30 protein-coding genes are annotated in these 24,861 nt (G+C 65.8%); 14 read left to right on the top strand and 16 right to left on the bottom strand.

Annotation, left to right across the window (positions count from 1 at the left end):
- Window positions 1–26: 26 nt before the first annotated feature.
- Window positions 27–1,241 (bottom strand): DUF2336 domain-containing protein, encoded by a 1,215-nt coding sequence (locus CYD53_RS06765; protein WP_103717349.1) that lies wholly within the window; start codon window positions 1,239–1,241, stop codon window positions 27–29.
- On the bottom strand, window positions 1,238–2,347 hold the full coding sequence (locus tag CYD53_RS06760; RefSeq protein ID WP_103717348.1) for a transglycosylase SLT domain-containing protein: 1,110 nt from the start codon (window positions 2,345–2,347) through the stop codon (window positions 1,238–1,240). The genes CYD53_RS06765 and CYD53_RS06760 overlap by 4 nt, the downstream gene beginning before the upstream one ends.
- 151 nt (window positions 2,348–2,498) lie before the next feature.
- Between CYD53_RS06760 and CYD53_RS06755 the strand changes: the two genes are divergently transcribed.
- The 4 genes from CYD53_RS06755 (at window position 2,499) to CYD53_RS06740 (ending at window position 4,632) form a co-directional block, all read left to right on the top strand.
- Window positions 2,499–2,996, top strand: a complete 498-nt coding sequence (locus CYD53_RS06755; protein ID WP_103717347.1) for a MaoC family dehydratase — start codon at window positions 2,499–2,501, stop codon at window positions 2,994–2,996.
- Window positions 2,997–3,000: 4 nt separating this feature from the next.
- Window positions 3,001–3,879 (top strand): HpcH/HpaI aldolase/citrate lyase family protein, encoded by an 879-nt coding sequence (locus CYD53_RS06750; protein ID WP_103717346.1) that lies wholly within the window; start codon window positions 3,001–3,003, stop codon window positions 3,877–3,879.
- A gap of 103 nt (window positions 3,880–3,982) precedes the next feature.
- A complete protein-coding gene (locus CYD53_RS06745) occupies window positions 3,983–4,234 on the top strand; it encodes an AbrB/MazE/SpoVT family DNA-binding domain-containing protein (RefSeq protein ID WP_103717345.1) in 252 nt (83 codons plus the stop codon).
- The gene (locus CYD53_RS06740) at window positions 4,231–4,632 is read left to right on the top strand and encodes a type II toxin-antitoxin system VapC family toxin (RefSeq protein WP_103717344.1); all 402 of its coding nucleotides are present in this window, start codon (window positions 4,231–4,233) and stop codon (window positions 4,630–4,632) included. Before CYD53_RS06745 ends, CYD53_RS06740 begins: the two co-directional genes overlap by 4 nt.
- A gap of 58 nt (window positions 4,633–4,690) precedes the next feature.
- Here the strand turns inward: CYD53_RS06740 and CYD53_RS06735 are convergent, their stop codons facing one another.
- The 3 genes from CYD53_RS06735 to CYD53_RS06725 form a co-directional block, all read right to left on the bottom strand.
- On the bottom strand, window positions 4,691–4,873 hold the full coding sequence (locus CYD53_RS06735) for a hypothetical protein (protein WP_103717343.1): 183 nt from the start codon (window positions 4,871–4,873) through the stop codon (window positions 4,691–4,693).
- Between the two features lie 76 nt (window positions 4,874–4,949).
- Window positions 4,950–5,555: a flavin reductase family protein gene (locus tag CYD53_RS06730; protein ID WP_103717342.1), complete on the bottom strand. Its 606-nt coding sequence runs from the start codon at window positions 5,553–5,555 to the stop codon at window positions 4,950–4,952.
- A 6-nt stretch (window positions 5,556–5,561) separates the two neighbouring features.
- A complete protein-coding gene (locus CYD53_RS06725; RefSeq protein ID WP_103717341.1) occupies window positions 5,562–6,131 on the bottom strand; it encodes a nitroreductase family protein in 570 nt (189 codons plus the stop codon).
- A 135-nt stretch (window positions 6,132–6,266) separates the two neighbouring features.
- Here CYD53_RS06725 and CYD53_RS06720 point away from each other — a divergent pair, with 135 nt between their 5' ends.
- Window positions 6,267–7,169 carry a hypothetical protein gene (locus tag CYD53_RS06720; RefSeq protein WP_425428270.1) on the top strand — a complete coding sequence of 301 codons (903 nt, stop codon included), beginning with the start codon at window positions 6,267–6,269 and terminating at the stop codon, window positions 7,167–7,169.
- 104 nt (window positions 7,170–7,273) lie between these two features.
- On the opposite strand, the gene CYD53_RS06715 is transcribed toward CYD53_RS06720, so the two are convergent.
- From CYD53_RS06715 to yidD, 6 genes are all read right to left on the bottom strand, one after another.
- The gene (locus tag CYD53_RS06715) at window positions 7,274–8,035 is read right to left on the bottom strand and encodes an SGNH/GDSL hydrolase family protein (RefSeq protein ID WP_181011740.1); all 762 of its coding nucleotides are present in this window, start codon (window positions 8,033–8,035) and stop codon (window positions 7,274–7,276) included.
- An 11-nt stretch (window positions 8,036–8,046) separates the two neighbouring features.
- Window positions 8,047–9,249 carry an OpgC family protein gene (locus CYD53_RS06710; protein ID WP_181011739.1) on the bottom strand — a complete coding sequence of 401 codons (1,203 nt, stop codon included), beginning with the start codon at window positions 9,247–9,249 and terminating at the stop codon, window positions 8,047–8,049.
- Window positions 9,250–9,456: 207 nt separating this feature from the next.
- The gene (locus CYD53_RS06705; RefSeq protein ID WP_103717338.1) at window positions 9,457–10,077 is read right to left on the bottom strand and encodes a GDYXXLXY domain-containing protein; all 621 of its coding nucleotides are present in this window, start codon (window positions 10,075–10,077) and stop codon (window positions 9,457–9,459) included.
- Entirely contained in the window at window positions 10,077–11,360 is a 1,284-nt protein-coding gene (locus CYD53_RS06700; protein ID WP_103717337.1) for a DUF2157 domain-containing protein, read from the bottom strand. Before CYD53_RS06700 ends, CYD53_RS06705 begins: the two co-directional genes overlap by 1 nt.
- 100 nt (window positions 11,361–11,460) lie before the next feature.
- Window positions 11,461–13,461, bottom strand: coding sequence for a threonine--tRNA ligase (gene thrS / locus CYD53_RS06695; protein ID WP_103717336.1), 2,001 nt, complete (start codon window positions 13,459–13,461; stop codon window positions 11,461–11,463).
- Between the two features lie 51 nt (window positions 13,462–13,512).
- On the bottom strand, window positions 13,513–13,887 hold the full coding sequence (gene yidD / locus CYD53_RS06690; RefSeq protein ID WP_103717335.1) for a membrane protein insertion efficiency factor YidD: 375 nt from the start codon (window positions 13,885–13,887) through the stop codon (window positions 13,513–13,515).
- 119 nt (window positions 13,888–14,006) lie between these two features.
- Between yidD and CYD53_RS06685 the strand changes: the two genes are divergently transcribed.
- Window positions 14,007–14,738 (top strand): phosphatase PAP2 family protein, encoded by a 732-nt coding sequence (locus CYD53_RS06685; protein WP_103717334.1) that lies wholly within the window; start codon window positions 14,007–14,009, stop codon window positions 14,736–14,738.
- Window positions 14,739–14,796: 58 nt separating this feature from the next.
- Here the strand turns inward: CYD53_RS06685 and CYD53_RS06680 are convergent, their stop codons facing one another.
- Window positions 14,797–15,243: an iron-sulfur cluster assembly scaffold protein gene (locus CYD53_RS06680; RefSeq protein ID WP_103717333.1), complete on the bottom strand. Its 447-nt coding sequence runs from the start codon at window positions 15,241–15,243 to the stop codon at window positions 14,797–14,799.
- 181 nt (window positions 15,244–15,424) lie between these two features.
- Between CYD53_RS06680 and folE the strand changes: the two genes are divergently transcribed.
- The 3 genes from folE to CYD53_RS06665 all read left to right on the top strand — a co-directional run bounded on the left by folE (window position 15,425) and on the right by CYD53_RS06665 (window position 17,817).
- Window positions 15,425–16,066, top strand: a complete 642-nt coding sequence (folE, locus tag CYD53_RS06675; RefSeq protein ID WP_103717332.1) for a GTP cyclohydrolase I FolE — start codon at window positions 15,425–15,427, stop codon at window positions 16,064–16,066.
- Window positions 16,067–16,153: 87 nt separating this feature from the next.
- Window positions 16,154–16,579: a phosphoribosyl-AMP cyclohydrolase gene (hisI, locus tag CYD53_RS06670; RefSeq protein WP_103717331.1), complete on the top strand. Its 426-nt coding sequence runs from the start codon at window positions 16,154–16,156 to the stop codon at window positions 16,577–16,579.
- Between the two features lie 269 nt (window positions 16,580–16,848).
- The gene (locus CYD53_RS06665; RefSeq protein WP_245928121.1) at window positions 16,849–17,817 is read left to right on the top strand and encodes a patatin-like phospholipase family protein; all 969 of its coding nucleotides are present in this window, start codon (window positions 16,849–16,851) and stop codon (window positions 17,815–17,817) included.
- Between the two features lie 23 nt (window positions 17,818–17,840).
- On the opposite strand, the gene CYD53_RS06660 is transcribed toward CYD53_RS06665, so the two are convergent.
- Together CYD53_RS06660 and CYD53_RS06655 are read right to left on the bottom strand one after the other, a co-directional pair.
- Window positions 17,841–18,272: a CBS domain-containing protein gene (locus tag CYD53_RS06660; RefSeq protein WP_103717329.1), complete on the bottom strand. Its 432-nt coding sequence runs from the start codon at window positions 18,270–18,272 to the stop codon at window positions 17,841–17,843.
- A 243-nt stretch (window positions 18,273–18,515) separates the two neighbouring features.
- Window positions 18,516–19,337 (bottom strand): rhomboid family intramembrane serine protease, encoded by an 822-nt coding sequence (locus CYD53_RS06655; RefSeq protein WP_103717328.1) that lies wholly within the window; start codon window positions 19,335–19,337, stop codon window positions 18,516–18,518.
- A gap of 396 nt (window positions 19,338–19,733) precedes the next feature.
- Here CYD53_RS06655 and CYD53_RS06650 point away from each other — a divergent pair, with 396 nt between their 5' ends.
- From CYD53_RS06650 to CYD53_RS06635, 4 genes are all read left to right on the top strand, one after another.
- Window positions 19,734–20,306, top strand: coding sequence for a PAS domain-containing protein (locus CYD53_RS06650; protein ID WP_103717327.1), 573 nt, complete (start codon window positions 19,734–19,736; stop codon window positions 20,304–20,306).
- 61 nt (window positions 20,307–20,367) lie between these two features.
- Entirely contained in the window at window positions 20,368–20,982 is a 615-nt protein-coding gene (locus CYD53_RS06645) for a PilZ domain-containing protein (RefSeq protein ID WP_103717326.1), read from the top strand.
- 96 nt (window positions 20,983–21,078) lie between these two features.
- Window positions 21,079–21,735, top strand: coding sequence for an HAD hydrolase-like protein (locus CYD53_RS06640; protein ID WP_245928119.1), 657 nt, complete (start codon window positions 21,079–21,081; stop codon window positions 21,733–21,735).
- A 286-nt stretch (window positions 21,736–22,021) separates the two neighbouring features.
- A complete protein-coding gene (locus CYD53_RS06635; RefSeq protein ID WP_245928118.1) occupies window positions 22,022–22,654 on the top strand; it encodes a transglutaminase-like cysteine peptidase in 633 nt (210 codons plus the stop codon).
- Between the two features lie 272 nt (window positions 22,655–22,926).
- Here the strand turns inward: CYD53_RS06635 and CYD53_RS06630 are convergent, their stop codons facing one another.
- Window positions 22,927–23,457 (bottom strand): gamma carbonic anhydrase family protein, encoded by a 531-nt coding sequence (locus CYD53_RS06630; protein ID WP_103717323.1) that lies wholly within the window; start codon window positions 23,455–23,457, stop codon window positions 22,927–22,929.
- Between the two features lie 57 nt (window positions 23,458–23,514).
- Window positions 23,515–23,844 (bottom strand): DUF6949 family protein, encoded by a 330-nt coding sequence (locus CYD53_RS06625; RefSeq protein ID WP_103717322.1) that lies wholly within the window; start codon window positions 23,842–23,844, stop codon window positions 23,515–23,517.
- Window positions 23,845–24,197: 353 nt separating this feature from the next.
- On the opposite strand from CYD53_RS06625, the gene CYD53_RS06620 reads away from it, so the two are divergent.
- Window positions 24,198–24,857, top strand: a complete 660-nt coding sequence (locus tag CYD53_RS06620) for a hypothetical protein (RefSeq protein ID WP_146055835.1) — start codon at window positions 24,198–24,200, stop codon at window positions 24,855–24,857.
- The last annotated feature ends 4 nt before the right edge of the window (window positions 24,858–24,861 follow it).

Raw genomic sequence — 24,861 nt, 5'->3', positions numbered from 1 at the left:
CCCGAGAGCCCGCACGAACCGAGCCCTCAGGCCGCGTTGCGCAGATCGCCGATTTCGAGTTCGACCAGCAGCGCCGGATCCGCCTCGACGAACAGCGCCAGCGCCGCATCATCGGCAAGCGAGTCGGCCATGGCGCGGGCTTCCTCGCGCGCCGCTTCGGAATCCATCCGCCGCAGCAGCCCCATCAGCGCGTCGTTGTCAGGGCCGTCCAGCGTCTCGCAGGCAATCAGCACCTCGCGCAGGATCAGCCGGTCGATGCCGCGCCCATTGCCGCCCGCATCGAAGCCGCGCAGGTTCAGTGCGGTGATCGCGGCGGTGAAAGCAGGCTGCAGCGCGGGTGGCAAGCCGGCCTTGCGATAGAGCGCCTTGAGGCCAGTGCCGCGCCGGTCGCGCAGCAAGGCCGCCACACGCAGCTGCGGCAACTCCGAGAGCATGACGAAAGCAGCCTCGGCCAGCGCCGGCTCGCCGCTCAGGAGCGAGCGCAGCATCAGGCCGGGCGTCAACCTGCCATCGGCGCGCAGTACCTCGACGATCGCCGGCGCATCGCTGGCTTCGCCGCCCGCCGCGAGCGCAACCGCAACGCGCTCCGTCGCCTCGCGGGTGAGCCGCACGCTGCGCTCAGGCGTCAGCCAGCCGCAACCGGTCACGAAGCTCATCAAGGTGTCGGACAGCATAGTCGCGATCACCTGCCTGAGGCCCCCCGGCAAATCGCCGCGGGCAAGCAGCGCCTCGCGCAACGGCCCGCAGGCGCCAGCGCGCTCGACCATGCGTTCCAGCGAGAAGTCGGGAATGTCGGCCGTCGGATTTCCGGCAAGCGTCACCAGCGCCTCGTCTCCGCCGACCTCGGCGAGAGCCGCAGCGACGGAAGCCGTGAGATAGGGCCTGAGCGCGATGGCGCGCTGGGCCAGGTCGTCGCCGACCGCCGCCGCATCGACCAGATCGGCCTCCGTCAGCACCGGCGAATGGGCGAGCACCAGGGCCGCGACATCGCTCTGTTCAGCGATCAGGCTCAGCACCAGCGTGCGCGGCGCCAGCGGCGAAGCAGCCATCTCTTCGGCGATGGCGCGCCGCACCAGCGGGGAAGGATCGTCGACCAGCGCAATCAATGCCGTCTCCGCCTCGCGCCGGTCCTCATCGGCCATGCCCGAGCGCAGATAGGCGCCAGCCAATGCCGCCGCGCCGGAAGCCCGCGCCTCGGCGTTGGCCGTGCGGGCCCAGAGCAGGAAGCGACGGACGATCACGAGCGCGCTCGCGGAAGCATGAAGGAGGACAGGTCGAGCGGCGCGCGCCTTTGCCTGGAAACGGGCTTGGCCTGGGCGGCCGCGGGCTGCGTCAGCTCGACCGGCCGCGACGGCGGCAGGGGCGCATTGACGGCCCGCATCGGCGCGGACGACGCATTGGTCGTAGCCTGCACCGCAGCCGCCGGAGCAGACGAGGTATCGCTCTGCGTCTGCGTCTGGCGCGGAAAATAGCGATCGGCCGGATCGAGCGAAGCCAGGCGTGTCGTGGCGTCCATCCTGGGCGTGGTCCAGAGATTGGCGACGGCTTTCGAGACGGGCTCGCGGGACCCCTCGGTCGAGAACAGCCCGATCAGTCCCTTGGCGCGCCCGGGCGCAAGCGCAGCCGCGATCGGCGCGGGCTGGTCGACGCCCTGCCCCGCGGCCCCGGCTGCCGTCCCAGAGGCAGCAGCGGCAGCGGCCGTCGAGGCCGCCAGCTGCGTACTGGCATGGCTCGCCGAGAGCACGCCATAAACCTCCTGCACCGAGCGTGCCCGCCCGGTCTTGTCATAGAACAGGCCGCGATTGGCCGCCGCGGCATCGGGAAAATCCTTGGCGGCGGTGCGTGTCGGGTCGCTCGCGGCGGCCTTGATCAGGTCGGACGCCCCGCGTGCGCCGAGCACATGGGCAATGTAGAGCTCCCCGGCCTGCGGCTGCCGGCCGAGCACTGAAGCGAGCTGGTCGCGGTTCTTCTGCGTCAACGCGCCCGCCATCACGGCGGCGACCTGTGGGTCATTGCGGAGCTGCAGGATCTTTTCGCGCGCTGCGGGGTCCGCCACCGTCAGGCGGCCGTCGCTGCCTTCGCTGATCGCGCTGGCATAGCCCGAGAGCCCCTGTTTTGGCCCTTCCTGCTTGACCATGGACAACCAGGTCTGCTCGATGAACTGGAACAACCCGGTCGCGCTCGAGGTCTTGGCCTTGGCGTCGGGCTCCAGCGACGATTCGCGCTGGGCCGTCTTGAGGAGGTAGTCGAAACCCGCGCCCGTCTTCTGCGCGCCCTCTCGAATGGCGTTGACGACCGGGTTGGCGGCTGGAGCTTCGCTGGTCTGCGGCGTGGTGAACAGGAACATTGAGTGTCTCGGGCGCGAGCCTGCCGCCAAGGCGCTCCGCGATATCGCCGAGCGCCTGTGGAGACTGGACCGATTATGGTAAGCGAACCGTTAAAGTGAGGAATCGCCAAGCCGGCTCACCGGTGCGATTCGAGCTCGTGGAGAAGCGTCGATGACCGAGGTCAAACGTCACAAGCGCGGCGGGATCTATTTCGAGGACTTCCATGTCGGCGCTGTCATCGAGCACGGCCTGACCCGCACTGTGACGCAGATGGACAACATGCTGTTCTCCAACATGACGTTGAACCCGCAACCCCTTCATATCGATGCGCATTTCTGCGCGACCGAGACAGAATGGGGCAAGCCGCTGATGAACTCCCTCTTCACGCTCGGGCTGATGATCGGCATCTCGGTCAACGACACCACGGTCGGCACCACGATCGGCAATCTCGGCATGACCGACGTGACCTTCCCCGCCCCGCTCTTCGAGGGCGACACCATCAACTGCACCACCGAGATCGTGGCCAAGCGCGAGTCGCGCTCGCGGCCCGATGCCGGCATCGTCGAGTTCCAGCACAAGGCCTACAAGCAGGACGGCACGCTGGTCGCGCAATGCCGCCGCCAGGCCTTCATGCGCCGGCGGCCCGCGCCCGCCACGATCACGGTCTGAGCCGATGCGTTCGCTCCTGTTCGTGCCTGGCGACAGCCCGAAGAAGCAGCAGAAGGGCCTGGAGAGCGGCGCCGACGCGCTGATCCTCGACCTCGAGGATTCCGTCGCGCTCGATGCCAAGCCGCAGGCGCGGGAGATCGCGCTGGCCTTCCTGAAGGCCGCCCACGCCTTGCCCAGGCGCCCACGCCTGATCGTGCGGGTTAACGCGCTGTCGACCGGGCTGACCCAGGCCGATCTCGACGCTGTGATGCAAGGAGCGCCCGACGCGATCATGCTGCCCAAATCCGAGGGCGGTATCGATGTCGGCCATCTCGCCGCCCGCATCGCGGTGCGCGAGGCAGAGAACGACCTGCCCGACGGCGCGACCAAGATCATCCCGATCGCCACCGAGACCGGGAAAGGCATCTTCGGCCTGGGCAGCTATGCCGGCGCGAGCCACCGCCTCGACGGCTTGACCTGGGGGGCGGAGGATCTTTCGGCCGATCTCGGCGCCGAAGCCAATCGCCTGAGCGACGGCTCCTATGCCGACCCCTATCGCCTGGCCCGTTCGCTCACCTTGTTCGCCGCCGCCGCCGCGCAGGTCGACGCGATCGACACCGTCTTCACCAATTTCCGCGACGATGCCGGCTTCCGCGCCGAGTGCATCGCGGCGCGGCGCGACGGTTTCACCGGCAAGATGGCGATCCACCCGGCGCAGGTCGCCGCCGCCAACGAGGTCTTCTCGCCCGCCCCCGCCGAACTCGCCAAGGCGGAGGCGATCATTGCGCTGTTTGCCGCCAATCCCGGCCTCGGCGTGATCGGGCTCGACGGCGAAATGCTCGATCGCCCCCATCTCGTCAGAGCCCAGCGATTGAAGGCGCGCGCTGACAGGCTCACCGCCTGACGCTGGAATGTCGCGGCCAGGAAGGCGGCGCCACGCGCAACGCGCGGCCTTGCCGGTAAGGCATTTCGGCCTTACATTGGGGCTATCAATGCGAGAGTACCCCATGGCCACGCTCACCGTCACCGCCAAAGGCCAGGTTACCTTGCGCAAGGACCTGCTTCAGCATCTCGGCGTGCATCCCGGCGACAAGCTCACCGTGGACAAGCTGCCCGATGGGCGGGTCGCAGTGAAAGCCGCCAGGCCCGCCGGCGCAATCTCGGATGTCTTCGATCTTTTGAAGCGTGAGAATGGTCCTTCGCTGTCGATCGAGGAGATGCATGAGATCGCCGTGCAGGGCTGGGCCAGCAAGAGATGAAGATCACAGCCGATACCAATGTTCTCGTCCGGGCGCTGACAGGCGACCATGCGCTGCAAAGCAAGATCGCCCAGAGGGAGTTGGCGCAGGCGGAATTGGTGGCACTGGCCTTGCCGGCCTTGTGCGAACTGGTTTGGGTACTGTCGCAAGGCTACAAGATCCCGGCTTCCGATATTACGGAAGCAATCAGGCGCCTGCTGGATAGCGCGAATGTCATTGTGAACCGCCCGGCAACGGAAGCCGGCTTGAGCCAGTTGATGGCCGGCGGAGACTTTGCCGATGGCGTTATCGCCTATGAGGGGCGTTGGCTCGGCGCCGACAGTTTCGTCTCCTTCGACAAGAAGGCCGTGAAGCGGATGCAGGCGCAAGGAGAAGCCGCCCGCCTGCTCTCAAACTGATCGAATAAATCGCCGCAGGCGATTCCAATGACTCGCCAAATTCCGGGATCGCTTGCGCTCACTGCGTCTCGATGCGCCGGCAGGCCCGCATCGTCAAGGACAGGCAGTCCTGCGCCTTGCGCGCCCGGTCGAGCTCGAAGATCAGCCAGACCCCGGCGCCGAGCACGAGCAGGATGACGATGATCCCGAGCAGGTTCACCGTGGTTTTCCAGTCGTCGTCGGGCTCGCTCGGCTGCGGCAAGGCCCCTCCTTGGAGGTTCTAAAATTCGAGAGCCCGGCTCACGCAAAAAACTGTACCCCTTTCTTCCCACAAAGCTCTAGCCGCCAGACGGGCGGATGATCGAGAACAGATGGTCGACCTCAGCGTAATCGGCATAGCCGCAGCGCGCGATCGGGTTGGCGGCGGCAGTGTCGAAGCGGCCACCGTGAACATAGGCGTCGTCCATGAAGATGCCGACGACCTGCCCCAGCACCATCCAGCGCGGGACCAGCTTGCCATCGAGGTCGACGAGCTGCTGCACCGAAAGCAGCTTGCATTCCAGCGCCGCCGGGCTGCGAGCCACGCGCGGCGGTTTGACGAATTTGGAAGCGGCCATCTCCAGCCCGGCATGGCCGTATTCGCTCTGGCCCGCCGGCAGCGGCGCCGAGGTCAGGTTCATCTGCTGCGCCAAAGCCTTGGTGACGAGCGAGCAGGTGAATTCGCCGGTCTCCTCGATGAAGGAGACGGCGTCCTTTTTGTCTTCGGAGCCGAACATCACGATGTGCGGTCGCGACGAGACCGCGTTGAAGAAGCTGTAGGGCGAGAGATTGACCTCGCCCTTGGCGTTCAGCGCCGTGATCCAGCCGATCGGCCGCGGAGTGACGATCGCCTTAAACGGATCATGCGGCAGCCCATGATCCTGCAACGCGGTCGAATAGATCATGACGCGTCATGCTCCAAAGTGGCTGACGATGTCGGCAAGGACCGGCCGCTCGCGATCAGCGGGCGCTGCGGTCGGCGTGCCGATATGGATGAAGCCGGCGATGCGCTCGCCGGTGTCGAGCCCGAGCGCTGTCAGCACGGTGCGATCGAACGAGAACCAGTTGGTCAGCCAGGATGCAGCGAACCCCATCGCATGGGCGGCGACCAGCATGTTCATGCAGACAGCGCCGGCCGAGAGCTCCTGCTCCCATTCCGGGATCTTCACATGCGGCCTGGCTGTGGAGACGACGGCGACGATCACCGGCGCCTGCAGCAGGCGGTTGCGCTCGAAGGCAACCTTCTCGGCATCGGCCTCCGGATGCTTCGCCTTGAAGGCCTGAGCCACGATCTCGGCCGCCTTGTCGCGCCCCCCGCCGGAAAAGACGATGAAGCGCCACGGAGCGAGTTTGCCATGGTCGGGCACGCGCGCACCGATGGTCAGGATATCGCGAAGCTGGCTCTCGTCGGGCCCGGGCGCGGTCAGGAATTGCGGCGGCACCGAGCGGCGCAGCTTGAGCAGGGCGAGCGTATCGGTCATGAAGCATCCGGGCGCGAGTTGAGGCTGCCGGAACGGAGAGCCGGCAGCGCGAGGTCTCCTGAACTAGTGGTTCGCCATGATGAGGACAAGCAAACCTGCTCAGACGCTCATGCAGGGGTGCCGAGGGCCATGAGCATGTTTCAATTCGAGGGGTTCCAGACAGGCGCGCGGCTGGCCGGGCACATGCTCGCTCTGATGCTGGCCTTGTCCGCGAATCCCGTCTTTGCGCAATCGCCGCAGATCGCTCCGTTCGCGCCGGGCGATACCGGTGTCGGCGTCGCCACGGCCCCTGCTTCGCTGACGCTCGGCGCGCAATTCTCCGGCGACCGCAAGCCGATCCGCTCCGGCCTGGTCTGGCGCGTCCTGAGCGAGACCGCCGATGGGTCGCCGCCGCGCATCGTCGCGCGCTCGAATGAGGCCCAGCCCGTTTTCATGCTCGACCCCGGCACTTATCTGCTGCACGCCGCCTATGGCTTCGCCAGCGGCACCAAGCGCATCACGCTCGGACCCCAGGGCCTGCGCGACCAGATCTCGATCAGTGCCGGCGGATTGTCGCTGGCGGGCTCGATCGGTGACAATCCGATTGCCGCGAACCAGCTCAACTTCTCGGTCTTCGTCCCGCTCCAGGGCAACTCGGAAGGGCGTCTCGTCGTCTCCAACGCCAAGGCCGGCGAGCTCATCCGCTTGCCGGAGGGCACCTACCACGTCGTTTCGACCTATGGCGATTCGAACGCGATCCAGCGTGCCGACGTCAAGGTCGAGTCGGGCAAGGTCACGGACGCCACCTTGCACCACCGCGCCGCACGGGTGACGCTGAAGCTGGTCGCATCGCCCGGCGGCGAGGCTTTTGCCGGCACCGCCTTCAGCGTGCTGACGCCCGGCGGCGACGTCATCCGCGAGGCGATCGGCGCCTTTCCGCAAGTCGTCCTGGCGGAAGGCGACTATGTGCTGATCGCCCGGCAGGAAGGCCAGGTCCATTCGCGCGACTTCAAGGTGGAGACGGGTCTCGACCGCGATATCGAAGTGCTGTCGCGCTAGAGCATTTTCGAGCGAAGTGGGCACCGGTTCGCGTGAAGAAAATGCTGTAAAACAAAGGCGTAGAGCATTTCCGCGATTCGGAGAAACGCGGAAATGCTCTAGGATCAGTTGGTCGAGCGGGACTTGACTGGAAAGTCCGACTTCTCCCCGGTCAATCCGCTGACGAGACCGTCGGCCATGCGGATCGCCAGGCAGCGATAGCTGGAATCGACCATGTGCAGGCCGTCCATGCCGACCAGTTCCTCCGAGGAGAACTGCTTCGACCTCGCCCAATTCCGCATCATGGCATAGCGTGGGAAGATCGAGACAGCATGTTCCTGCGCGGTCTTGGCCAGGACGGCGCGGTAGTCTTCATATTTCGGATAGCGATCCTCGCGCGGCAGCCATTGCAGGTCCATCACGACCATGTCGATGCCGGCCTCGTGGACTTTCCGGATGCCCTTGCGCAGGATCTTGGCGAGCTTCTCCTCGCCGACATCGCGAACCACGTCGTTGGCCACCGTTTGCCAGATGACGATCGAGGGCTTCTCCTCGATCACGTCGGCATCCATGCGCAACAGCATGTCGTAGGCCGACTGGCCGCCCACGCCCTTGTTGATGACCTTGACCTCGGCATTGGGAAGCCGCCGCTTCAGCTCTGCTTCCAGCACGGCCGGATAGCTCTTGTCGGTGGCGCTGGCGCCGGAGCCCGCCGTCGCTGAAGAGCCGAGCGCAACGATCGTCACCGAGCCGGTCTCCTGCAGCACCTTCCTGGCTGCAGGCAGCTCTGGCAGGAACGATTGCTGCGCCGCGCCGGAGCGGCAGCGTAAATCGGTGATCGCGCCTGCCGGCTTCGGCCCCGCGAGCACCTGACCGGCGAACAGCACTGCTGTCAGCGTTACGGCCCCGACGCGCCGAGCGTAAGGGATGGTTTGGCGGGCGCATTGCGAGACGATGTCGAATGATGCCAAGAGAGGAAAACCCCTAACCCGATCAATATCGTAACGCCGATGGCGCAAACGAGCAACTGAACGCCCAAAGCGAAGGCCGTTTCCGCCAGGATGACCTGGCCGATGATCGCGAGCACGATGCCGGCGCAGAAGACCTCGAGAGAATGCCGGCCGATCCCTGCAAGAAGGCGCGCCCCGGATGAGTTCAGGGTAGCGGAGCCGGCCGGCACGAAGCGGACCACAAGCCACGCCAGCGCCGCGACATGGAGCACGCGCTCCCAGCCGAGATTGGTCTTGTCCATCCCCAACTGCACCGTGTCGATCCAGTCGTTCATCGCGGCGATGCCGAACGGGTTGCCCGAAGCGGTTTTGACGATCACGGCGAAGGCGAGATAGCCCGCCGCCGCGATATCGAGCGGCCTCAGACGTGGAGCGACAACGCCGAGCTGCCGGCTCCGGCCGATCACCACGCCCATGGTGAAGAGGAACTGCCAGGCGAAGGGATTGAAGAACCAGCCGGCCGAACCCGTATTGGGCAGGTTCAGCTCGAGGAAGACTGCGCCCTGCCAGAGGGCCGCCGAGAGGATGAGCGTCAGGGCCGGGCTGAGGCGGACGCCAAGATGGATCAGCGGAAACAATGCCAGCAGCGCGACATAGAGCGGCAGGATATCGAGATAGTTCGGTTGGTATTGCAGCGTCAGCGCGTGAAGCAAGGCCATCGGCGTGTCGCTGAAGAAGGGCTGGATGTTGATCATCTCGATATAAAGCGGGTTTTGCGTGCGTGTGACTGCCGCAGCGACGACGCCGCAGACAATCAGGAAAACCGCGATATGGGCGATGTAGAGCGCCCGCAGACGCAAGGCGATCCTGCGGATGCCGAATGCCAACCCATGCCGGTCGATCAACGACCCATAGGCCAGGGCCGCCGAGATGCCCGCCAGCAGAACGAAGGCGTCGGCCGCGTCCGAGAAGCCGAAGTTATGCGGCGTGTAACCCGCGAGAACATTGCCGGGCATGTGGTTGATGAAGATGACCAACAGCGCCAGGCCGCGGATGATGTCGATGCGCGCATCGCGGCCAGGTTGCGGCCCCGCCGCCGTGGCATGCCGCCCAAAAGCCAGAAAGCGCCCGAAAGCCAACGCTTGCGACACGGGATGCTCCTCCAGGCAATCCACGGCAGGGGTTGGCTCCCCCGCCGCGACATGAACGTTGTCTGCTCATGCCGTTCATCTGGTGTTCATATTAAGGCAAAGCCATCACCAGTCAGCAGATATGCGATCACATCCGCGTGTCAGCGGTGTGGCCGGTTTCGAATTGGGATTTACGAGGTTCGCCGCGGGCCGGGCGCGGCGGCCGGCTCAATAAGGCGGCTCGGCGTGGACGATCTTGCCGTCGATCAGCAGGCGCTTGATCGCAGCTTCGCCGGAGGACGACACCGCTGCGACGACCTCGATGCGCCGGCGCTCCGTGAGCTCGATCGCGCGGCCGGAGCCTTGTGGCACGAAATAGCTTTCGAGCCCATAGGCGACGCGCAAGCCGCGCCGCTCCTGCGAGCAGTCCAGAGCGCCGCTCTCATTGGTGCCGCAGGCGTTGATACCGACGACGCGCCCCGTGATCACTGGCTCCGTTGCCGTGCCCGCCGGGCGGTTCCTGGAGAGGGTGACGGCGCGCGCAAAACCGTCCGGCCCCGGTGCGAGCCTGACATGGACGGTCTCGCCGCGCCGGAAGTCGCTCTCGCCGCCTAGCTTTGCCGGGTCGAGCGTGCTGATCTCGTAGCCGAGCACGACATAGTCGCCCCGGAACAGGTCGCGCGGATCGACCGGCACCGTCCGCAACCGAACCTCGGTTCCCGAGCGCAGGATGCCGGCCCTGCTCTCGATGAGCGCGAGCAGCACGCCGCACAAGGCGAGAATGGCCAGCAGCGCGCGCCAGAGCAGCGGCACACGGGCAACGAGGCGATCGGCGCTTGCGATACGCATTAGCGCGCCTCCACTGGGGGGCTCAGCCGCGCGAACAGCTTGCGTGCACCGCCCGCCAGGGCGAGGAGCAGACCACCCGCCACCAGGAAGAACACGGATTGGTCGAGCAGGGTACCGATGGTCTGGCCAAGCAGGATCAGGATGGCGAGGCCGAACAGGGCCGAGCCTGCCAGCATGATCCGCCGGACCCCACCCGAGACGCCGGCGACCACGAAGCCGATCGCGGCGACGAGGATCAGGCCCGCGACGACGGCCTTGCCCGGCAGCCCGACGACGCGCCCGCTCCAGAACACCAGCGGCACGATCAGCGCGGTCAGCAGCGCGATGGCCAGCGGCAGGGCAAAGCGCCTTTCGCGCGCCAGCGCCAGAAGCGCCGCGAGCGCTGGAACCGCAAGGCCATAGGCGAGATAGTTCAGCCAGACCGCGCTGCCGGCGCGCGATTCCGAGGCGTCTAGAATGCGGAACAATTCGACGCTAAGCACGGCCATCAAGGCGAGCAGCCCCCAGGGCAGGCAGCAGGTCAGCAGCGCCGGCCCGCCGCGATCGAGCGCGAGTGCGCCGAGCACGACATAGACGGCCGCGAGCCCGAGCGCATAGGCAAGCAGGCCGTAATCGAAGCGGCCATAGAGCCAGTCACCCGGCAGCAACGCGAGCCACAGCGCCAGTGCCAGCACGGCGGCATGGTGGACGAAGCGGTTGGTACGGCCAAGCGCAAGCCAGAGCGCCGGCAGATACAGCAGGAAGAAGGGCAAGTGCAGCGCTCCGCGGCTCTCCTCCCAGCGCCCGCTGCTCCATGCCGCCATCGCGACGAAGGCGATAACGAGCGCGCCGTTGGAGCGCAGCAGCAGCGCGACGAGCAGCGCTCCAATCGCGACCAGGGACGCGCCGGCGGGCCAATCGGCCGGGAGATGGTACATCTGGCCGATGAGCGCGATGCCGGCGCCGAAGATCAGCGTGCCGCAGGTCGAGGCGGCATCGGCGCCCAGCGTCGAACCGCGAGCCTGCAGCCTTGCCGCGATGCCGAGTGCTGCCGCGAGGCTGACCAGGATCATGCCGAGCTTCAGCAGCCGCGGCATCTCCTCCCAGTTCGCCGCGACGAAAGCCACGACGCTGGAAGCGATCAGGAGCCCGCCGAACATGCCAAGCAGCGCCGGCAGCTTGAAGCCGCCCTCGCGGGCGAGTGATTGGCGGATGGAGGCCGCGCTCTCGGCCGGGAGAAGTCCCTCCCCGACCCAGCGGATCAGGTCGGCATCGAGTCGTTTGCGGTAGGAGCCAGTCAACATGGCCGGCAATCTGGCATGCGGCTTTCGCCTTGGCGAGAGCCGACCAACCGTCCTCCCGCCTCTCGGCCCTCGTTCTGAGGGACGAGAGGCGGCGGCCTGATCAGGCGGCCGCCCTCTGAGCCTTGAGCCGCTTCAGGTCGGGCGGCATCGCCTCGTCGCTCAGCGCCTCCAGCATCGCATCGAGCGTCATCACGTTTTGCGCCTGGCTGCCGAGTCGGCGGATCGTCACTGTCCTTTCCTCCGCCTCGCGCTTGCCGACGGCCAGGATCACCGGGACCTTGGCCAGCGAATGCTCGCGCACCTTGTAGCTGATCTTCTCGTTGCGAAGATCGGCGCGCGCCCTGAGACCCGCATTCATGCAGGCGATCGTGACCTGCTCGGCATAGGCGTCGGCCTCCGAGGTGATCGGGCAGACCAGGATCTGCTCGGGCGCAAGCCAGAGCGGGAAATGCCCGGCATGATGCTCGATCAGGATGCCGGCGAAGCGCTCCAGCGAGCCGCAAATGGCGCGGTGGACCATGCTCGGCGTCTTCTTCTCGCCATCCGAGCCGATATAGAAGGCCCCGAAGCGCTCTGGCAGGTTGAAGTCGACCTGCGTGGTGCCGCATTGCCAGTCGCGGCCAATGGCGTCGCGCAGGACATATTCGAATTTCGGCCCGTAGAAAGCACCCTCGCCCGGGTTGATCTCGGTCTTGATCCGGTTGCCGGACTGCGCCGCGATCTCCACCAGCACGCGGTTCATCACGTCCTCGGCATGGTCCCACATCGCATCCGTCCCGACGCGCTTGTCCGGCCGCGTCGAGAGCTTGATGACGAGATCGTCGGTGAAGCCGAAATCGGCATAGACCGAGAGGATCAGCTCGTTGATCTTCAAGCACTCCGCTGCGAGATGATCTTCCGCGCAGAAGATATGTGCGTCGTCCTGGGTGAAGCCGCGCACGCGCATCAGCCCATGCAAGGCACCCGACGGCTCATAGCGATGCACCGCCCCGAATTCGGCAAGCCGGATCGGCAGGTCGCGATAGCTCTTCAGCCCATGCTTGAAGATCTGGACATGGCCCGGGCAGTTCATCGGCTTCAGCGCGAAGACCTTCTGGTCGCGCGTCGGGTCGTTGGGATTCTCGAACGCGCTCGCCGATTTCACCGCGAACATGTTGTCCTGGTACCAGCCCCAGTGACCAGACGTCTCCCAGAGCGACTTGTCGAGGATCTGCGGCGCGTTGACCTCTTCATAATCGGCAGCGAGCCGCCGGCGCATATAGGTCAGGATTTCCTGGAACAGCCGCCAGCCCTTGGAGTGCCAGAACACCACGCCCGGCCCCTCCTCCTGGAAGTGGAACAGGTTCATCTCGCGGCCAAGCTTGCGGTGGTCGCGCTTCTCCGCCTCCTCGATCTGCTTGAGATGGGCGTCGAGCTCCTCCTGCTTGGCGAAGGCGGTGCCGTAGATGCGCGTCAGCATGGCGTTGTTGCTGTCGCCGCGCCAATAGGCGCCGGCCACCTTCATCAGCTTGAAGGCATTGCCGACCTTGCCGACAGAGGTCATGTGCGGGCCGCGGCAGAGGTCGATCCAGTCGCCTTGCGCATACATCTTCAACGTCTGGTCAGCCGGAATCGCGTCGACCAGCTCGACCTTGTAGGCCTCCCCCTTCTCCTTGAAGAAGGCCTTGGCCTTGTCGCGGCTCCACTCTTCCTTGGTGAAAGGGGCGTCGCGCGCGATGATCTCGCGCATCTTCTTCTCGATCGGCTCGAAATCCTCCGGCGTGAAGGGCTCGTTGCGGGCGAAATCATAGAAGAAGCCGCCCTCGATCACCGGGCCGATCGTAACCTGCGTGCCGGGATAGAGTGCCTGCACGGCTTCCGCCAGGACGTGGGCGCAGTCATGGCGGATGAGCTCGAGCGCACGCGGATCCTCGCGGGTCAGGAACTCGATCTTCGAGTCCGTCTCGATCGGGTCGCCGAGGTCGACGACCACGCCATCGAGCGCCATCGCGACAGTGCGCTTCAGCAGGGAGGGGGAAATGCCGCCGGCAATCGCCTTTCCGGTGATGCCGGAGGGGAACTCGCGCTTGGCGCCATCGGGAAATGTCAGGGAAATCGTCATCGATCGCTTTCCTGCTCACTCGGGGATACGAGCCCCGTAAGTCAAGGCCGGCTACGGATGCGGGGTGCCGCTTCCGTCGCCCGCAGCCGGTTGCGCGTCGGAATCGAAGGCCGCTGTCACACCTTCGGAAGGGGGCGCGTTCACGCCGCGCCAGCGGCCATAAGACCACGGCCTATACCACGTCGCGTCCGGCGGCAATTCCTCGCAGACGAGATCGATGCCGCTCGTGCCGTAGGGATTGCAGCGGCAGATCCGGGCAAAGCCGACCCAGCCGCCGCGCCACAGCCCGTGGCGCTGGATCGCCTCGTCGGTATAGGCCGAGCAGCTTGGCCAGTGTCGGCAATGCCGCCCGACCAGCAGCGACAGGCTGAGCTGGTAACCCCGGATCAGCCCATGCGCGGCGCGGCGCGGCAGGCGCGCGACCATCCGGGCAACGGACGACCCGCCGGCTGAAAGCCTTTGTTCAGCAGGCTCGTGCGAATTTGGCTCCGTCGGCTGTTTCCGGTAGTCCGTCACTTGGTCCGCTTTTCTCAAAACGACGACACATGAATCACGCTCAGCGCTTTCGTTACGCCATCGCCGGCCTCGGCCTGTCCCTGGGGCTCGGCTTCGCCATGCCCGCCACCGCCCAGCAGCGTGCCTATCTGATCTGGCTCGATCCGGGAAAGATCGACGTCGCCAAGATCATCGGCCTGCCGCCGGCGCAGAATTCGCCCGAGAACAAGGCCGAGTTCGACCGCGTGCTGCAAATCTCCTCGACTCGGACGCCCGAGCGCGAGAAGGCCGCGATCGCCGATCAGTACCAGACCCTCAACCGCTTCCTCGACGGCATCGACCAGAGCTATGTCGACGCCACGCATCGCGAGATGCGGCTCCTGTTCAAGGAGGCGCAGGTCGAGGCCAGCATCGTGCTGCTCAGCGTCCGTCGCCTGACCAACCGGCAAAGGCCCTTCACCGTCTGGAACAAGGTCAGGATCAAGCCCTGCCCCGGCGGCCGCCCCGAAGGCACATCCTTCCCTTCCGGCCATGCCGCCACCGCGGCGCTCTATGCCGAATTGCTGTCGGAGGCCGTGCCCGAGCTCGCCGCGAAATTCGAGGAGCGGGTCAAGAGCTATGACGAGAGCCGCCTCGTCTGCGGCTTCCATTATCCCTCCGATCTTACCGCCGGCGACAAGGCCGGGCGCGCCATTGCCAAGGCGCTCCTGGCCGAGCGTGCCTTCCGCACCCGCTTCGACGAAACGCGCCCCGAGATCAGGAAGGCGTTCGGCCTGAGCTAGCGCCTTCAGGCTAAGTCGGCACCGGTTCGCTTGAAGACAATGCGTCGGACGTGAAAGCCTATTCGGCCGCCTGCTGCCGCCGCGCCTCGATCTGGCCGATCGCGTCCACCACCGCGTCGAAGGTCAGCATGGTCGAGGCGTGGCGCGCCTTGTAGTCACGCACCGGCACGAGCACGGACAGATCACTCCATTTTCCGGTCGGCGGCTCGGCATTCTCCTTCAGGATGGCCCGCGCCTGCTCGCGAACGCGGCGCAGTTCGTCGGCGGTCGAGCCCACGACATGACGCGCCATGATCGAGGACGAGGCCTGCCCGAGCGCGCAGGCCTTCACCTCATGCCCGAAGGCCGTGACGACATCGCCCTCCATGCTGACATCGACTGTCACCGTCGAGCCGCATAGCTTGGAATGCGCCTTGGCGGTGGCATCGGGAGCCGGCAGTCTTTCCAGCAACGGAATATTGCCTGCAAGTTCGAGGATCCGCTTGTTATAGACGTCGCTCAGCATATCTCGGTCTCCACCGGGGTCTGGAGTGACCGGTGCGCCCACCCAATATAGGGTGGATCGTCGGCGGGCGGGAGAGCGTGCAAGCGCATCCCGTCACAGGAGTGAAACTTGTCGCAGCCCCGTGCACCGGTCTTCGGCCGGCCCAGCCACGGGACATCTCATCGTAAACGGGAGGCACCACATGAACCCTGTGGTTAAGTCCTTGTCCGTCGAGCGGGTGCTCAGCCCCTCTGCAGACAAGTTTCTGATCAAGAAGCCGACGCAGGAGCAGGCCGAGGAAGCGGTGCGCACGCTGATCCTCTGGGCGGGTGACGATCCCTCGCGCGAGGGCCTGGCGGACACGCCACGCCGCGTCACCAAGGCCTATAGGGAATTCTACAAGGGCTATCACGAAGACGCGCACGAGGTTCTCGATCGCGTTTTCGAGGAGGTCGAGGGCTACAAGGACATGGTCCTGGTGCGCGACATCCCGTTCTATTCGCATTGCGAGCACCACATGGTGCCCTTCGTCGGCAAGGCGCATATCGGCTACTACCCGTCAAAGGGCGTGGTCGGGTTGTCCAAGCTCGCCCGCATCGTCGACGTCTATGCACGCCGCCTGCAGACGCAGGAGACGATGACAGCGCAGATCGCCCAGGTCATCGACAAGGTGCTGAAGCCCCGTGGCGTCGCTGTGCTGATCGAGGCCGAGCATATGTGCATGTCGATGCGCGGCGTACAGAAGCAGGGCTCCTCGACCATGACGACGCAATATACCGGCGTCTTCAAGGATCCCGCCGAGCAGGTCCGCTTCTTCACCATGGTCAAATCGCCCGGTCTATAGCCGGGCGGAAGGCCGATTGGCAGCGTTTGCCTGCATCCCTACAAGGGCGCGTCACGTCGACGCGCCCTTTGCCCTTCCGGAGCCCCCATGAGCCTCTTCCCGGTCGCCACGGACAAGCAAGCCCTCGAGGAGGGCGATGCGCTCAGCCCCCGCTTCGACGCAAACGGCCTCGTCACCTGCGTCACGACCGACGCAGCGACGGGCGAATTGCTGATGGTCGCGCATATGAACGCCGAGGCCTTGCAGCGCAGCATCGAGACCGGCGAGGCCTGGTACTGGTCGCGCTCGCGCAAGGAACTCTGGCATAAAGGCGCGACTTCGGGGCAGATTCAGACGATCGTCGAAATGCGGGTCGATTGCGACCAGGACGCGATCTGGCTCAAGGTCAACGTCGCCGGCGATGGCGGCTGCTGCCATACCGGGCGCCATTCCTGCTTCTACAGGCGTCAGCCGCTGGGCCGCGACGCACAGCGGGACACAGGCTTCCGACCGCTGGAGCCGGATGATGTCTGATGGGGTCACCAAGTGATCCTATTAGACGTCCGGACCCGTCTCTCATCTAAGAGTGAAAGCAGGAGTCGGATGAGCCGCGGCGTTGGTGATCCTTTCACCAAGCCTTCATGTTTTCGACAAAAGCCGCAGATATCCGCAAGGGTCAGCCGGCCCTATTCATGATTCCCTCATCCGAGCCTGCGACTCTGTTCCTCCCGCGGAGGATCGGGTCCATGTTGTGGGATGACATCGCCAAGCATGCCTTTGGGTTAGGCGGAGGTGGAGCCACGATGAACGACATGACCATCGCGGCGCCGACACGACGCGGCAGGCCCCGGATCGGGCTTGCGCTCGGTGGCGGAGCGGCGCGCGGCTGGGCCCATATCGGCGTGATTCAGGCGCTGACGGAAGCCGGCTATCGCCCCGACGTGATCGCGGGGACCTCGATCGGCGCCGTCGTCGGCGGCTGCTTCGCCGCCGGCAAGTTCGAGGAGCTGTCGGACTTCGCGATCAGCCTGACCAAGCGCCGTGTCGTCGGGCTGATGGATTTCCATATCGGCGGGGCCGGGCTCATCGCCGGCGGGCGGCTCAAGCGGCTCCTGGAGCGCGACCTCACCGACACCCGCATCGAGGCGCTGCCGGTGCGTTTCGTCGCGATCGCGACCGAACTCGGCTCCGGCCACGAGATCTGGCTGACGCATGGCCCGCTGGTCGAGGCGCTGCGCGCCTCCTATGCCCTGCCCGGCGTCTTCGACCCGGTGAAGCTCGGCGGGCGCTGGCTGATGGACGGCGCGCTGGTCAACCCGGTGCCGGTTACGGCCGCGCGCGCGATGGGCGCCGACGTCGTCATCTGCGTCAATCTCAACAGCGATCTCACCGGGCGCGGCACCACCATCCAGAGCCACGCGGCCGAACCTGATCTCGAGCCCGAACTCGATACGCCGCCGACGTCGCGCTGGCTCGGCGGCATCACCGGCGCGGCCAAGCGCGTGCGCGGCATGGTCGGCCGCCCCAGCAGCGACCGGCCCGGGCTCGCCGGCGTCATGATCGACGCCTTCAACATCACGCAGGACCGAATCTCGCGCTCGCGTCTCGCCGGCGATCCGCCCGATGTGATGATCGGCCCAAAGCTCGGCCGCATCGGGCTGTTCGATTTCCACCGCGCCGATGAGGCCTTCGAACTCGGCCGCCAGGCCACCCAGCGCGTCCTGGACGAGATCGAGGTCATGGTCGCAAGCCGCACGGCCAGCGTCGACTGAGCTGGCAGCCCGCAGCCCAGCCTTCAGGCCATCGCGATATAGTCGCGCATCGCTCGGCTCTCCGCCTCGATCTCGGCGACGCGGTGCTTCACGACGTCGCCGATCGAGACGATGCCGGCGATCTTGCCGTTCTCGACGATCGGGACATGCCGGAACCGGCCCGACGTCATCATCTCCATCAATTCGTCCATGCTGGTCTGCGGCCGACAGGTCACGACCTTGGCGGTCATCGCCCGCGAGACCGGCATCTCCAGCGCCGCCGCGCCGTTGGCGCCGAGCGCACGGATGATGTCGCGCTCCGACAGGATGCCGACGAGTGCGCCGTCCGCGCCCGTCACCACCACCGCGCCGATGCGCTTTTCGCTGAGGGTACGCACGGCTTCGGCCAATGTGCGGTGCGGCAGCACCGAGATCACATCATGACCCTTGTCACCGAGAAGTTGAGCGACGTTCATAGAAACGATCCTCCTTTTTCAGGTGGCGCCGTTGACCGGCACGCGTTCAGCGGGACTGGAGCCCGGCCGCTGACGGATCGACTCGCCAAGGAGGCAGTTCCAAGTCCTTCGCAATGACGTAAGTGTGAGCGAAGACCGGGGCGCAAGCAAGGCTCCTCTGACCATCGAGCAGGAGGCGAGAAAGTGGGAACCGGTTTGTTCGCGTTGATCCGGATCTCGCTCTTAAGCCCAAGCCCTGCAGCGTCAGCTCTTGACCGCGCCCTTGTCCAGAAGCGGAAATAGCAGCAGGCCGACGAGGAAGCCGCCGATATGGGCCTCCCAGGCGATGCTGGTCTCCACGCCGAAGATCGGCACGAGCCCGGAACCGAACAGGATGTTGGTGACGAACCAGATCCCGATGAATAGGAGCGCCCGCGAATTGCGCCAGATCTGGCCGATACGCTCGGCGGGAATGGCCTTGACGACCGCGTCATCCCCGAGCGCGCCAAAGCGCAGGCCAGGGGCGAAGACGAAGCGCGCGGCCGCCGCGGTAGCGCCGGCGACGCCGGCCGAGGCGCCCACCAGCGGCAGCACGTCGAGATCGCGCGACCACCAGTGCAGGAGCGCGCCGCCGATGGTCGACAGGCCCATCAGATTGAGGAAGCGCCCCGTACCGAGTCGGCGCGCGACCGGGCTGCCGAAAGCCGCGAGCCAGACGACGTTCGAGATCAGATGCACCCAGGAGCCATGCAGCAGGCCATAGCTGAGCAGCGTCCAGAGCCTGGGGCCGCCATCGGCCAGGAGCAGCCGGGCGAGGCCGAGTCGGTCGGCGAGATCTTGCCCCTGCTGCGACTGCGCCAGCGCGCTCAGAACCTCCTCCAGCCGGTCGGGCGCGAACCAGATGGTCAATCGCGCCGGCACGAAGGCGAACCAGGACATCACCAAGTAGTCGTTATAGTCGGACAGCAGGCCGCGCCCGGCCTGGATCAGCGCCAGCAGCGCCACCAGCCAGACAATGACTGCGGGAAGGTTCAGGATCGGCTCGCGCCCGGAAGGGGCGCCAGGACCGGTGGATATGTCCGACATGCAGGCCAACCCTTGCCGATGGCGCGGGCCGACGCAAGCCTGCGCACGTAGACGCGAACGCCCGGAGACATAAAAAAGGGAGAGCCTCGCGGCTCTCCCTCTTCCAGGCTGCGACCGGCGCGGGCCGTTAAGACTTGCACCGGGGTCACTTCCCCTCCGCCCCCGCGGAACTGCTAAAATTTATGATACATTCTAACGAGTTATCCACAATCCTAACCATTCATTAACCTTAACCGCCCCCTGCGCAGCACGCCCCGCCCCCGGCATGGCAAGACGGCATGCCGACTGCGTCCTCGATTCCCGTGAGGACCCGATTGTCCTTCCTTCTGACGCTTGTGGCCCATCGCGGCACGCAAGCCGTGCCGGAGGGGGACGACAGGCAGCATTGGACGCGCAATGAAAAATACGAGCACCCGACTGGTCCACGAATATTGGGACGCGTTGCGCGGCGACCGCGCCGCCCCCGAACGTGGCGAGATCGAACCCGGCGCGCTGCGACATGCGCTGGCCGATACCTTCGTGCTGGAGAATGAGCCGATCGGCCCGGTTTTCCGGCTGGCGGGGACGCGGCTCTGCGCCCTCATCGGCAACGAACTGCGCGGTCGCGCCTTCACCGCACTGTGGCCCGATGTCGAATCGCAAGGCGAGATGCGCCGCCTCGTCCAGACCGTGATGGACGAGACGGCTGGCGCCGTCGCCGGTCTCTCGGGTGAGACGAAGACCGGCGCGCCGGTCTATCTCGAACTCTTGCTGCTGCCCCTGCGCTATCGCGGCCGGACCCATGCGCGTGTGCTCGGCGCGCTGTCGCCCGCGGTCACGCCGGCCTGGCTCGGCCTCGACACATTGGCTGCGATGCGCATGATCTCGCTGCGCATGCTCTGGCCGCCCGTTCCATCCCAGCGCGCCTCGGAGGCGCCGATGCGCGCTGGGCCGCCAAAATTGATGGTCCTGCCCGGCGGCAGACTCTGAAAGCCTAACCAAGCGTTAACCCGAACGCGACTAGGGTCAGCCGGAATCAGGCTGGTCATTGATGTTGAGCGCATTGCAAACGCCCCGTACGGTCTCCCGTGCTGCCGAGCGCAGGCGGCACTATCGTATGAAGGTCGTTCTGCTGGGGCGCTACATGCTGCCCAACCGCATGGAATACCCCTGCCAGTCGGTCGACATCTCGCCCGGAGGCCTGCATCTCGCCGCGCCCGCCAAGGCTGCGCCGGGTGATCGCGTCATCGTCTATCTGGAGCATCTCGGCCGCATCGAGGGCGTCGCCGTACGCACCACGATGGAAGGCTTCGCGATGACCATCACCGCGACCAGCCGCAAACGCGAGAAATTCACCGCCCAGCTCACCTGGCTCGCCAACCGCGACGAATTGGGCCTGCCAGAAGATCGCCGCCACGAGCGCATCGTGCCGCGCAATCCGCGCTCTATCCTGACGATGGAGGACGGTATCGAGCATGTCGTGCGCATCATCGACATCTCGCTGTCGGGCACGGCTTTCTCGACCGATCTCGATTTGCCCATGAACATGCCGGTAAAGATCGGCTCGACACCCGCCAAGATCGTGCGCCGCTTCGATGGCGGCTTTGCCGCCGAATTCCGCTTCCCGCTCTCGGCGGACCTGCTCGACGAGAATCTCGAGCTCTAGGGCCGTACCGCGGCGGCAAACTGCATAGCCGGCTCTTGCGCGACGCGCAGACTACGACCAAAGCAGTGACCCGTATCACTGGGATGCCGCGACGCCTTGGTCACTGCCTATCGACTCGTCATTTTCGACTTCGACGGAACCCTCGCCGACACCTACCCCTGGTTCGTGGGGGTGATGAACGGCGTCGCCGACCGCTACCGCTTTCGGCGCGTCGCGGAGCATGAGGTCGACATGCTGCGAGGCCAGAGTGCGCGGCAGGTCATTGCCCATCTCGGCGTGGCGAGCTGGAAGCTGCCCTTCATCGCCCGCCATATCCGTAGCCTCGCCGCCCGCGACAGCGAGCAGATCCCGCTCTTCGACGGCATTCACGCCATGCTGCTCAGGCTGAAGCAGGAGGGTTATATCCTCGCCATTGCGAGTTCCAACTCCGAGCGCAATATCCGGCGCACATTGGGCCCCGAGACCGCGGCCTTGATCACGCATTATGCCTGCGGGGCGGGATTATTCGGCAAGGCGACGAAATTCAGGCGGCTGGCCAAGGAGGCGCACATCCCGCATCGGCAATGCATCTGCATCGGCGATGAGATCAGGGATGCCGAGGCTGCCCGCGAGGCCGGCATGGCCTTCGGCGCCGTTGCCTGGGGCTTCACCAACCCCGACGCGCTGCGGGCGCAGCGGCCCGCCTCCCTGTTCAGGCATCTCGACGAGATCGTCGCGGGTCTCTGCATCGCTCCGGGCGCGGAAGCGCGCTGATCGGCGACATCAGTTCCGGCCCGGCAGGCGCACCCCACGATGGAGTGGCGCGCTATCGATACGACTCGCTAAAGTTAATCAAACCTGGATGCACTGGCCGGCATCTCATGGTTAACGCCCACTTAAGTCAGCGCTCACATTTCTTACCTTCCCATTTTGGGTCGATTTATACTGACTTTCACACCAGGGCCGGAATGACGAAATACATAAATTTGCTTGTATTCATTTCAATCGAAATCCATCCGCACTGAGCATGGTCATCCCCGGGACAAGGAAAGGGGACATCATGCTTTCAATTCACCGCAACTTTATCGGATCCGCGCTGGTCGCTCTGATCATTGGCGCCGGAGCGACACAGGTTAATGCCCAGTCACCCGCTGGCGTTCCGGTCGCAAGCCTGCCGATTTCCGCCTCGGGCGAGGCGCGTGCGCCCTATGCCTGGAGCGACTTCTGCAAGCGCATGCCGTCGGAATGCCGGGTCAACACCAGTGAGCCCGAGCGCGTCGAGATGAGCGCGAAGCTGTGGAAGACCGTCGTTGCGGTCAATGGCAAGATCAATCGCGAGATCGAGCCGGTGACCGATCAGGAGCATTGGGGTGTCGTCGACCACTGGGACCTTCCCGATGACGGCAAGGGCGACTGCGAGGACTATGCGCTGCTGAAGCGCAAGCGCCTGGCCGAGGCCGGCATTCCGCGCCGCGCCATGCTGATGACGGTCGTGATCGACGAGGAGAACGCCGGCCATGCCGTGCTGATGATCCGCACCGATCGCGGCGACTTCATCCTCGACAACAAGCGCAACGCGATCCTGCCCTGGAATCAGACGGGCTATGTCTATGTGAAGCGCGAATCCCAGTACCAGACGGGCTGGACCTCGCTCGGCGGCGCCCAGACGCCGACCGTCGCCTCGGTGCGCTGACACCCGTTCATCACGCGGGCGCCCTGCTGCGGGCGCTGCAACACCCTCTTGGAGACTCGCTTGCGGCCTTGCACCGCAGATGGTCTCTCACCTGACGGCGAGGCTCGGTCACGTCCCCACCCGTCCCCCAAGACTGGGTTTCGCCATAGGGCCGGTTCCTCTTCCCCGGGGAACCGGCCCGATCCTTTTCGGGCTCAGAGCAGGGCGCGAAAAACTGGGAACCGGCTTTTCGCCTTGATCCTGCTCTTACTCCTGGATGAGAGACAGCCGGCTCAGCCGAGCCGCTGCAACCCGGATGCAAACTGCTTCCAGCGCGCGACATAGCCCCGCGCCGAGGCGGTGATGCCGGCAGCAGCCGCCGCGTCGAGCGTGCGCACGGCCCGCGCCGGCGAGCCGACAATCAGCGAATTGTCGGGAAACTCCTTGCCTTCCGTCACCAGCGCATTGGCGCCGACGAGGCAGTTGGCCCCGATCCTGGCGCCGTTAAGCACCGTCGCCCCCATGCCCACCAGGCTGTTCTCGCCGATGATGCACCCATGCAGGATGGCGCGATGGCCAATCGTGCAGCCGGCGCCGACGCGCAGCGGAAAGCCCATATCGGTGTGCAGCACGCAGCCTTCCTGGATATTGCTGCCCGCGCCGATCTCGATCCATTCATTGTCGCCGCGCAGGACCGCGCCGAACCAGATGCCGACCTCGGCGCCGATCCTGACCCGGCCGATCAAATGCGCCTCGGGTGCGAGCCACCAGTCGCCTTCGGGCGGGGTCTCCGGGGCGGTTCCGTCAAGCGAATAGAGCGGCATGGGCCAATATCCTTCCAGGATCTGCCACGCAGAATTGCAGGCCGGGCCGGCCTTCCGTCAAGCTCCGCCGAGAATATGCAACAGGTCGAGCACCACGCGTCCCGAAGCCATGCTCCAAAGCGAGGCGATCATGCTCGCCAGCATGACGAAGATGAAGGGCCGCCCCTCGATGCGTCGGCCGCGCACGGTGTTGCGCAGGATCAGGAAGGGCGCGCTGAAGACGACGACGGGAACGCTCGCGACCGCCACCAGCCCACCGGCCTGCAGCAAGCGGAAATCGGCGCGCTGCGTCGTGAACAACTCGAAGGCGCTGGCAAGCAAGCCGGCAAAGGCGAAGCCGATGAACAGCGCCTGCAGCGCATCATAGGCAGCGGGCTCGATCGACAAGGGCGGGCACTCCGAACCGGACCCTTACACCTTGGCGCATGGTTTACGAACTGTGAAGAAAACTCATAAGGAATGGTTAACCGACCGGAACCGCTCTCCCCGTGCCCAGGAACGCGCCGCCGCCCGCGCGATCATGGTTTACGCTCCCTTAAGCGGGCTCTGCTTCACTGGACCTCGTCGATCCATCCGTCTCCCGTCAGGGAGAGCACGATGTCGTCCGGAACCCTGTCCCAGCTTTCCGGCGTCAGGCTCAGAGGCCCCCGCACGTGACCGCGTCCCTGTCCCAAGATTCCTTGTCCCAGGATTCCTTGTCCCAAGAGCATTCCGCCCAGTTGGCCGCGGATCTCGCGGCCATGGTCCGCTCGCGCCTGAGGCGGCCTCCGCCGCCGCTGCCGCGCGCCGATTCCGCGCTGGTGAAGGCCGCCTTCGCGATCATGCTGCTTGCTGCAGCCGCGACCGGCCTTGGCCTCTATGCCACTCATAAGGGCAGCGAGACGGAGACGACGCTCCAGCCCGCCCGCATCGGCAACAGCGTGCTGATAGTGCCGCAGGACCTGACCGGTGCCGAGGCCGACGATTCGAGCCGCCTCGTCGGCATGGTGCGCCTCAGGCTGGGCTGGCCCGATCTCGGCCCGGCCCAGAACCGCAACCGCCTGCTGGTGACGCTGAGCCCGCCCGACAAGGTCAACGAGCCGGCGACGCAACTTGCCGTCTACGCCCGCTTCCTGACGCCGACGGTCTGGTCCAATCCCGGCGGTCTCGTGGTGCGCGGCTTCCGCAAAGGCTCGCCCTATGAAGGCGACGAACTCTATGTCTCCGTGCCCGACGGGCGCGGCTTCGCGGCGCGCTGCCCGCTCGACACCACGGCAGGCGCCGCGCTCGACGAACTCTGCCGGGTGACGTTTCGCCACCGCGGCATCGACGTCAACATCCGCTTCCCGCGCGGGATCATCGCCGATTGGGAGCTGATGATCGGCGGCGTCCGCCGTACCATCGACAGCATGCTGCGCTGAACCG

Origin of the sequence: Allobosea psychrotolerans, from assembly GCF_002917105.1 — a bacterium.
GTDB lineage: Bacteria > Pseudomonadota > Alphaproteobacteria > Rhizobiales > Beijerinckiaceae > Allobosea > Allobosea psychrotolerans.
The sequence above is the reverse complement of the archived record's forward strand: the minus strand, read 5'-3'. Positions and strand labels throughout refer to the sequence as shown.

Bases quoted from the DNA above. Each gene is read 5' to 3' on its own strand.
- CYD53_RS06740 (WP_103717344.1), top strand. From the start codon at position 4,231: ATGAAGATCACAGCCGATACCAATGTTCTCGTCCGGGCGCTGACAGGC.
- CYD53_RS06665 (WP_245928121.1), top strand. From the start codon at position 16,849: ATGAACGACATGACCATCGCGGCGCCGACACGACGCGGCAGGCCCCGG.
- CYD53_RS06730 (WP_103717342.1), bottom strand. From the start codon at position 5,555: ATGATCTATTCGACCGCGTTGCAGGATCATGGGCTGCCGCATGATCCG.
- CYD53_RS06725 (WP_103717341.1), bottom strand. From the start codon at position 6,131: ATGACCGATACGCTCGCCCTGCTCAAGCTGCGCCGCTCGGTGCCGCCG.
- CYD53_RS06745 (WP_103717345.1), top strand. From the start codon at position 3,983: ATGGCCACGCTCACCGTCACCGCCAAAGGCCAGGTTACCTTGCGCAAG.
- CYD53_RS06620 (WP_146055835.1), top strand. From the start codon at position 24,198: ATGGTCCGCTCGCGCCTGAGGCGGCCTCCGCCGCCGCTGCCGCGCGCC.
- folE (WP_103717332.1), top strand. From the start codon at position 15,425: ATGAACCCTGTGGTTAAGTCCTTGTCCGTCGAGCGGGTGCTCAGCCCC.
- CYD53_RS06755 (WP_103717347.1), top strand. From the start codon at position 2,499: ATGACCGAGGTCAAACGTCACAAGCGCGGCGGGATCTATTTCGAGGAC.
- CYD53_RS06645 (WP_103717326.1), top strand. From the start codon at position 20,368: ATGTTGAGCGCATTGCAAACGCCCCGTACGGTCTCCCGTGCTGCCGAG.
- yidD (WP_103717335.1), bottom strand. From the start codon at position 13,887: ATGGTCGCGCGCCTGCCGCGCCGCGCCGCGCATGGGCTGATCCGGGGT.
- CYD53_RS06660 (WP_103717329.1), bottom strand. From the start codon at position 18,272: ATGAACGTCGCTCAACTTCTCGGTGACAAGGGTCATGATGTGATCTCG.
- CYD53_RS06705 (WP_103717338.1), bottom strand. From the start codon at position 10,077: ATGCGTATCGCAAGCGCCGATCGCCTCGTTGCCCGTGTGCCGCTGCTC.
- CYD53_RS06635 (WP_245928118.1), top strand. From the start codon at position 22,022: ATGCTTTCAATTCACCGCAACTTTATCGGATCCGCGCTGGTCGCTCTG.
- CYD53_RS06760 (WP_103717348.1), bottom strand. From the start codon at position 2,347: ATGTTCCTGTTCACCACGCCGCAGACCAGCGAAGCTCCAGCCGCCAAC.
- CYD53_RS06685 (WP_103717334.1), top strand. From the start codon at position 14,007: ATGAATCACGCTCAGCGCTTTCGTTACGCCATCGCCGGCCTCGGCCTG.
- CYD53_RS06720 (WP_425428270.1), top strand. From the start codon at position 6,267: ATGTTTCAATTCGAGGGGTTCCAGACAGGCGCGCGGCTGGCCGGGCAC.
- hisI (WP_103717331.1), top strand. From the start codon at position 16,154: ATGAGCCTCTTCCCGGTCGCCACGGACAAGCAAGCCCTCGAGGAGGGC.
- CYD53_RS06650 (WP_103717327.1), top strand. From the start codon at position 19,734: ATGAAAAATACGAGCACCCGACTGGTCCACGAATATTGGGACGCGTTG.
- CYD53_RS06750 (WP_103717346.1), top strand. From the start codon at position 3,001: ATGCGTTCGCTCCTGTTCGTGCCTGGCGACAGCCCGAAGAAGCAGCAG.
- CYD53_RS06630 (WP_103717323.1), bottom strand. From the start codon at position 23,457: ATGCCGCTCTATTCGCTTGACGGAACCGCCCCGGAGACCCCGCCCGAA.
- CYD53_RS06655 (WP_103717328.1), bottom strand. From the start codon at position 19,337: ATGTCGGACATATCCACCGGTCCTGGCGCCCCTTCCGGGCGCGAGCCG.
- CYD53_RS06700 (WP_103717337.1), bottom strand. From the start codon at position 11,360: ATGTTGACTGGCTCCTACCGCAAACGACTCGATGCCGACCTGATCCGC.
- CYD53_RS06680 (WP_103717333.1), bottom strand. From the start codon at position 15,243: ATGCTGAGCGACGTCTATAACAAGCGGATCCTCGAACTTGCAGGCAAT.
- thrS (WP_103717336.1), bottom strand. From the start codon at position 13,461: ATGACGATTTCCCTGACATTTCCCGATGGCGCCAAGCGCGAGTTCCCC.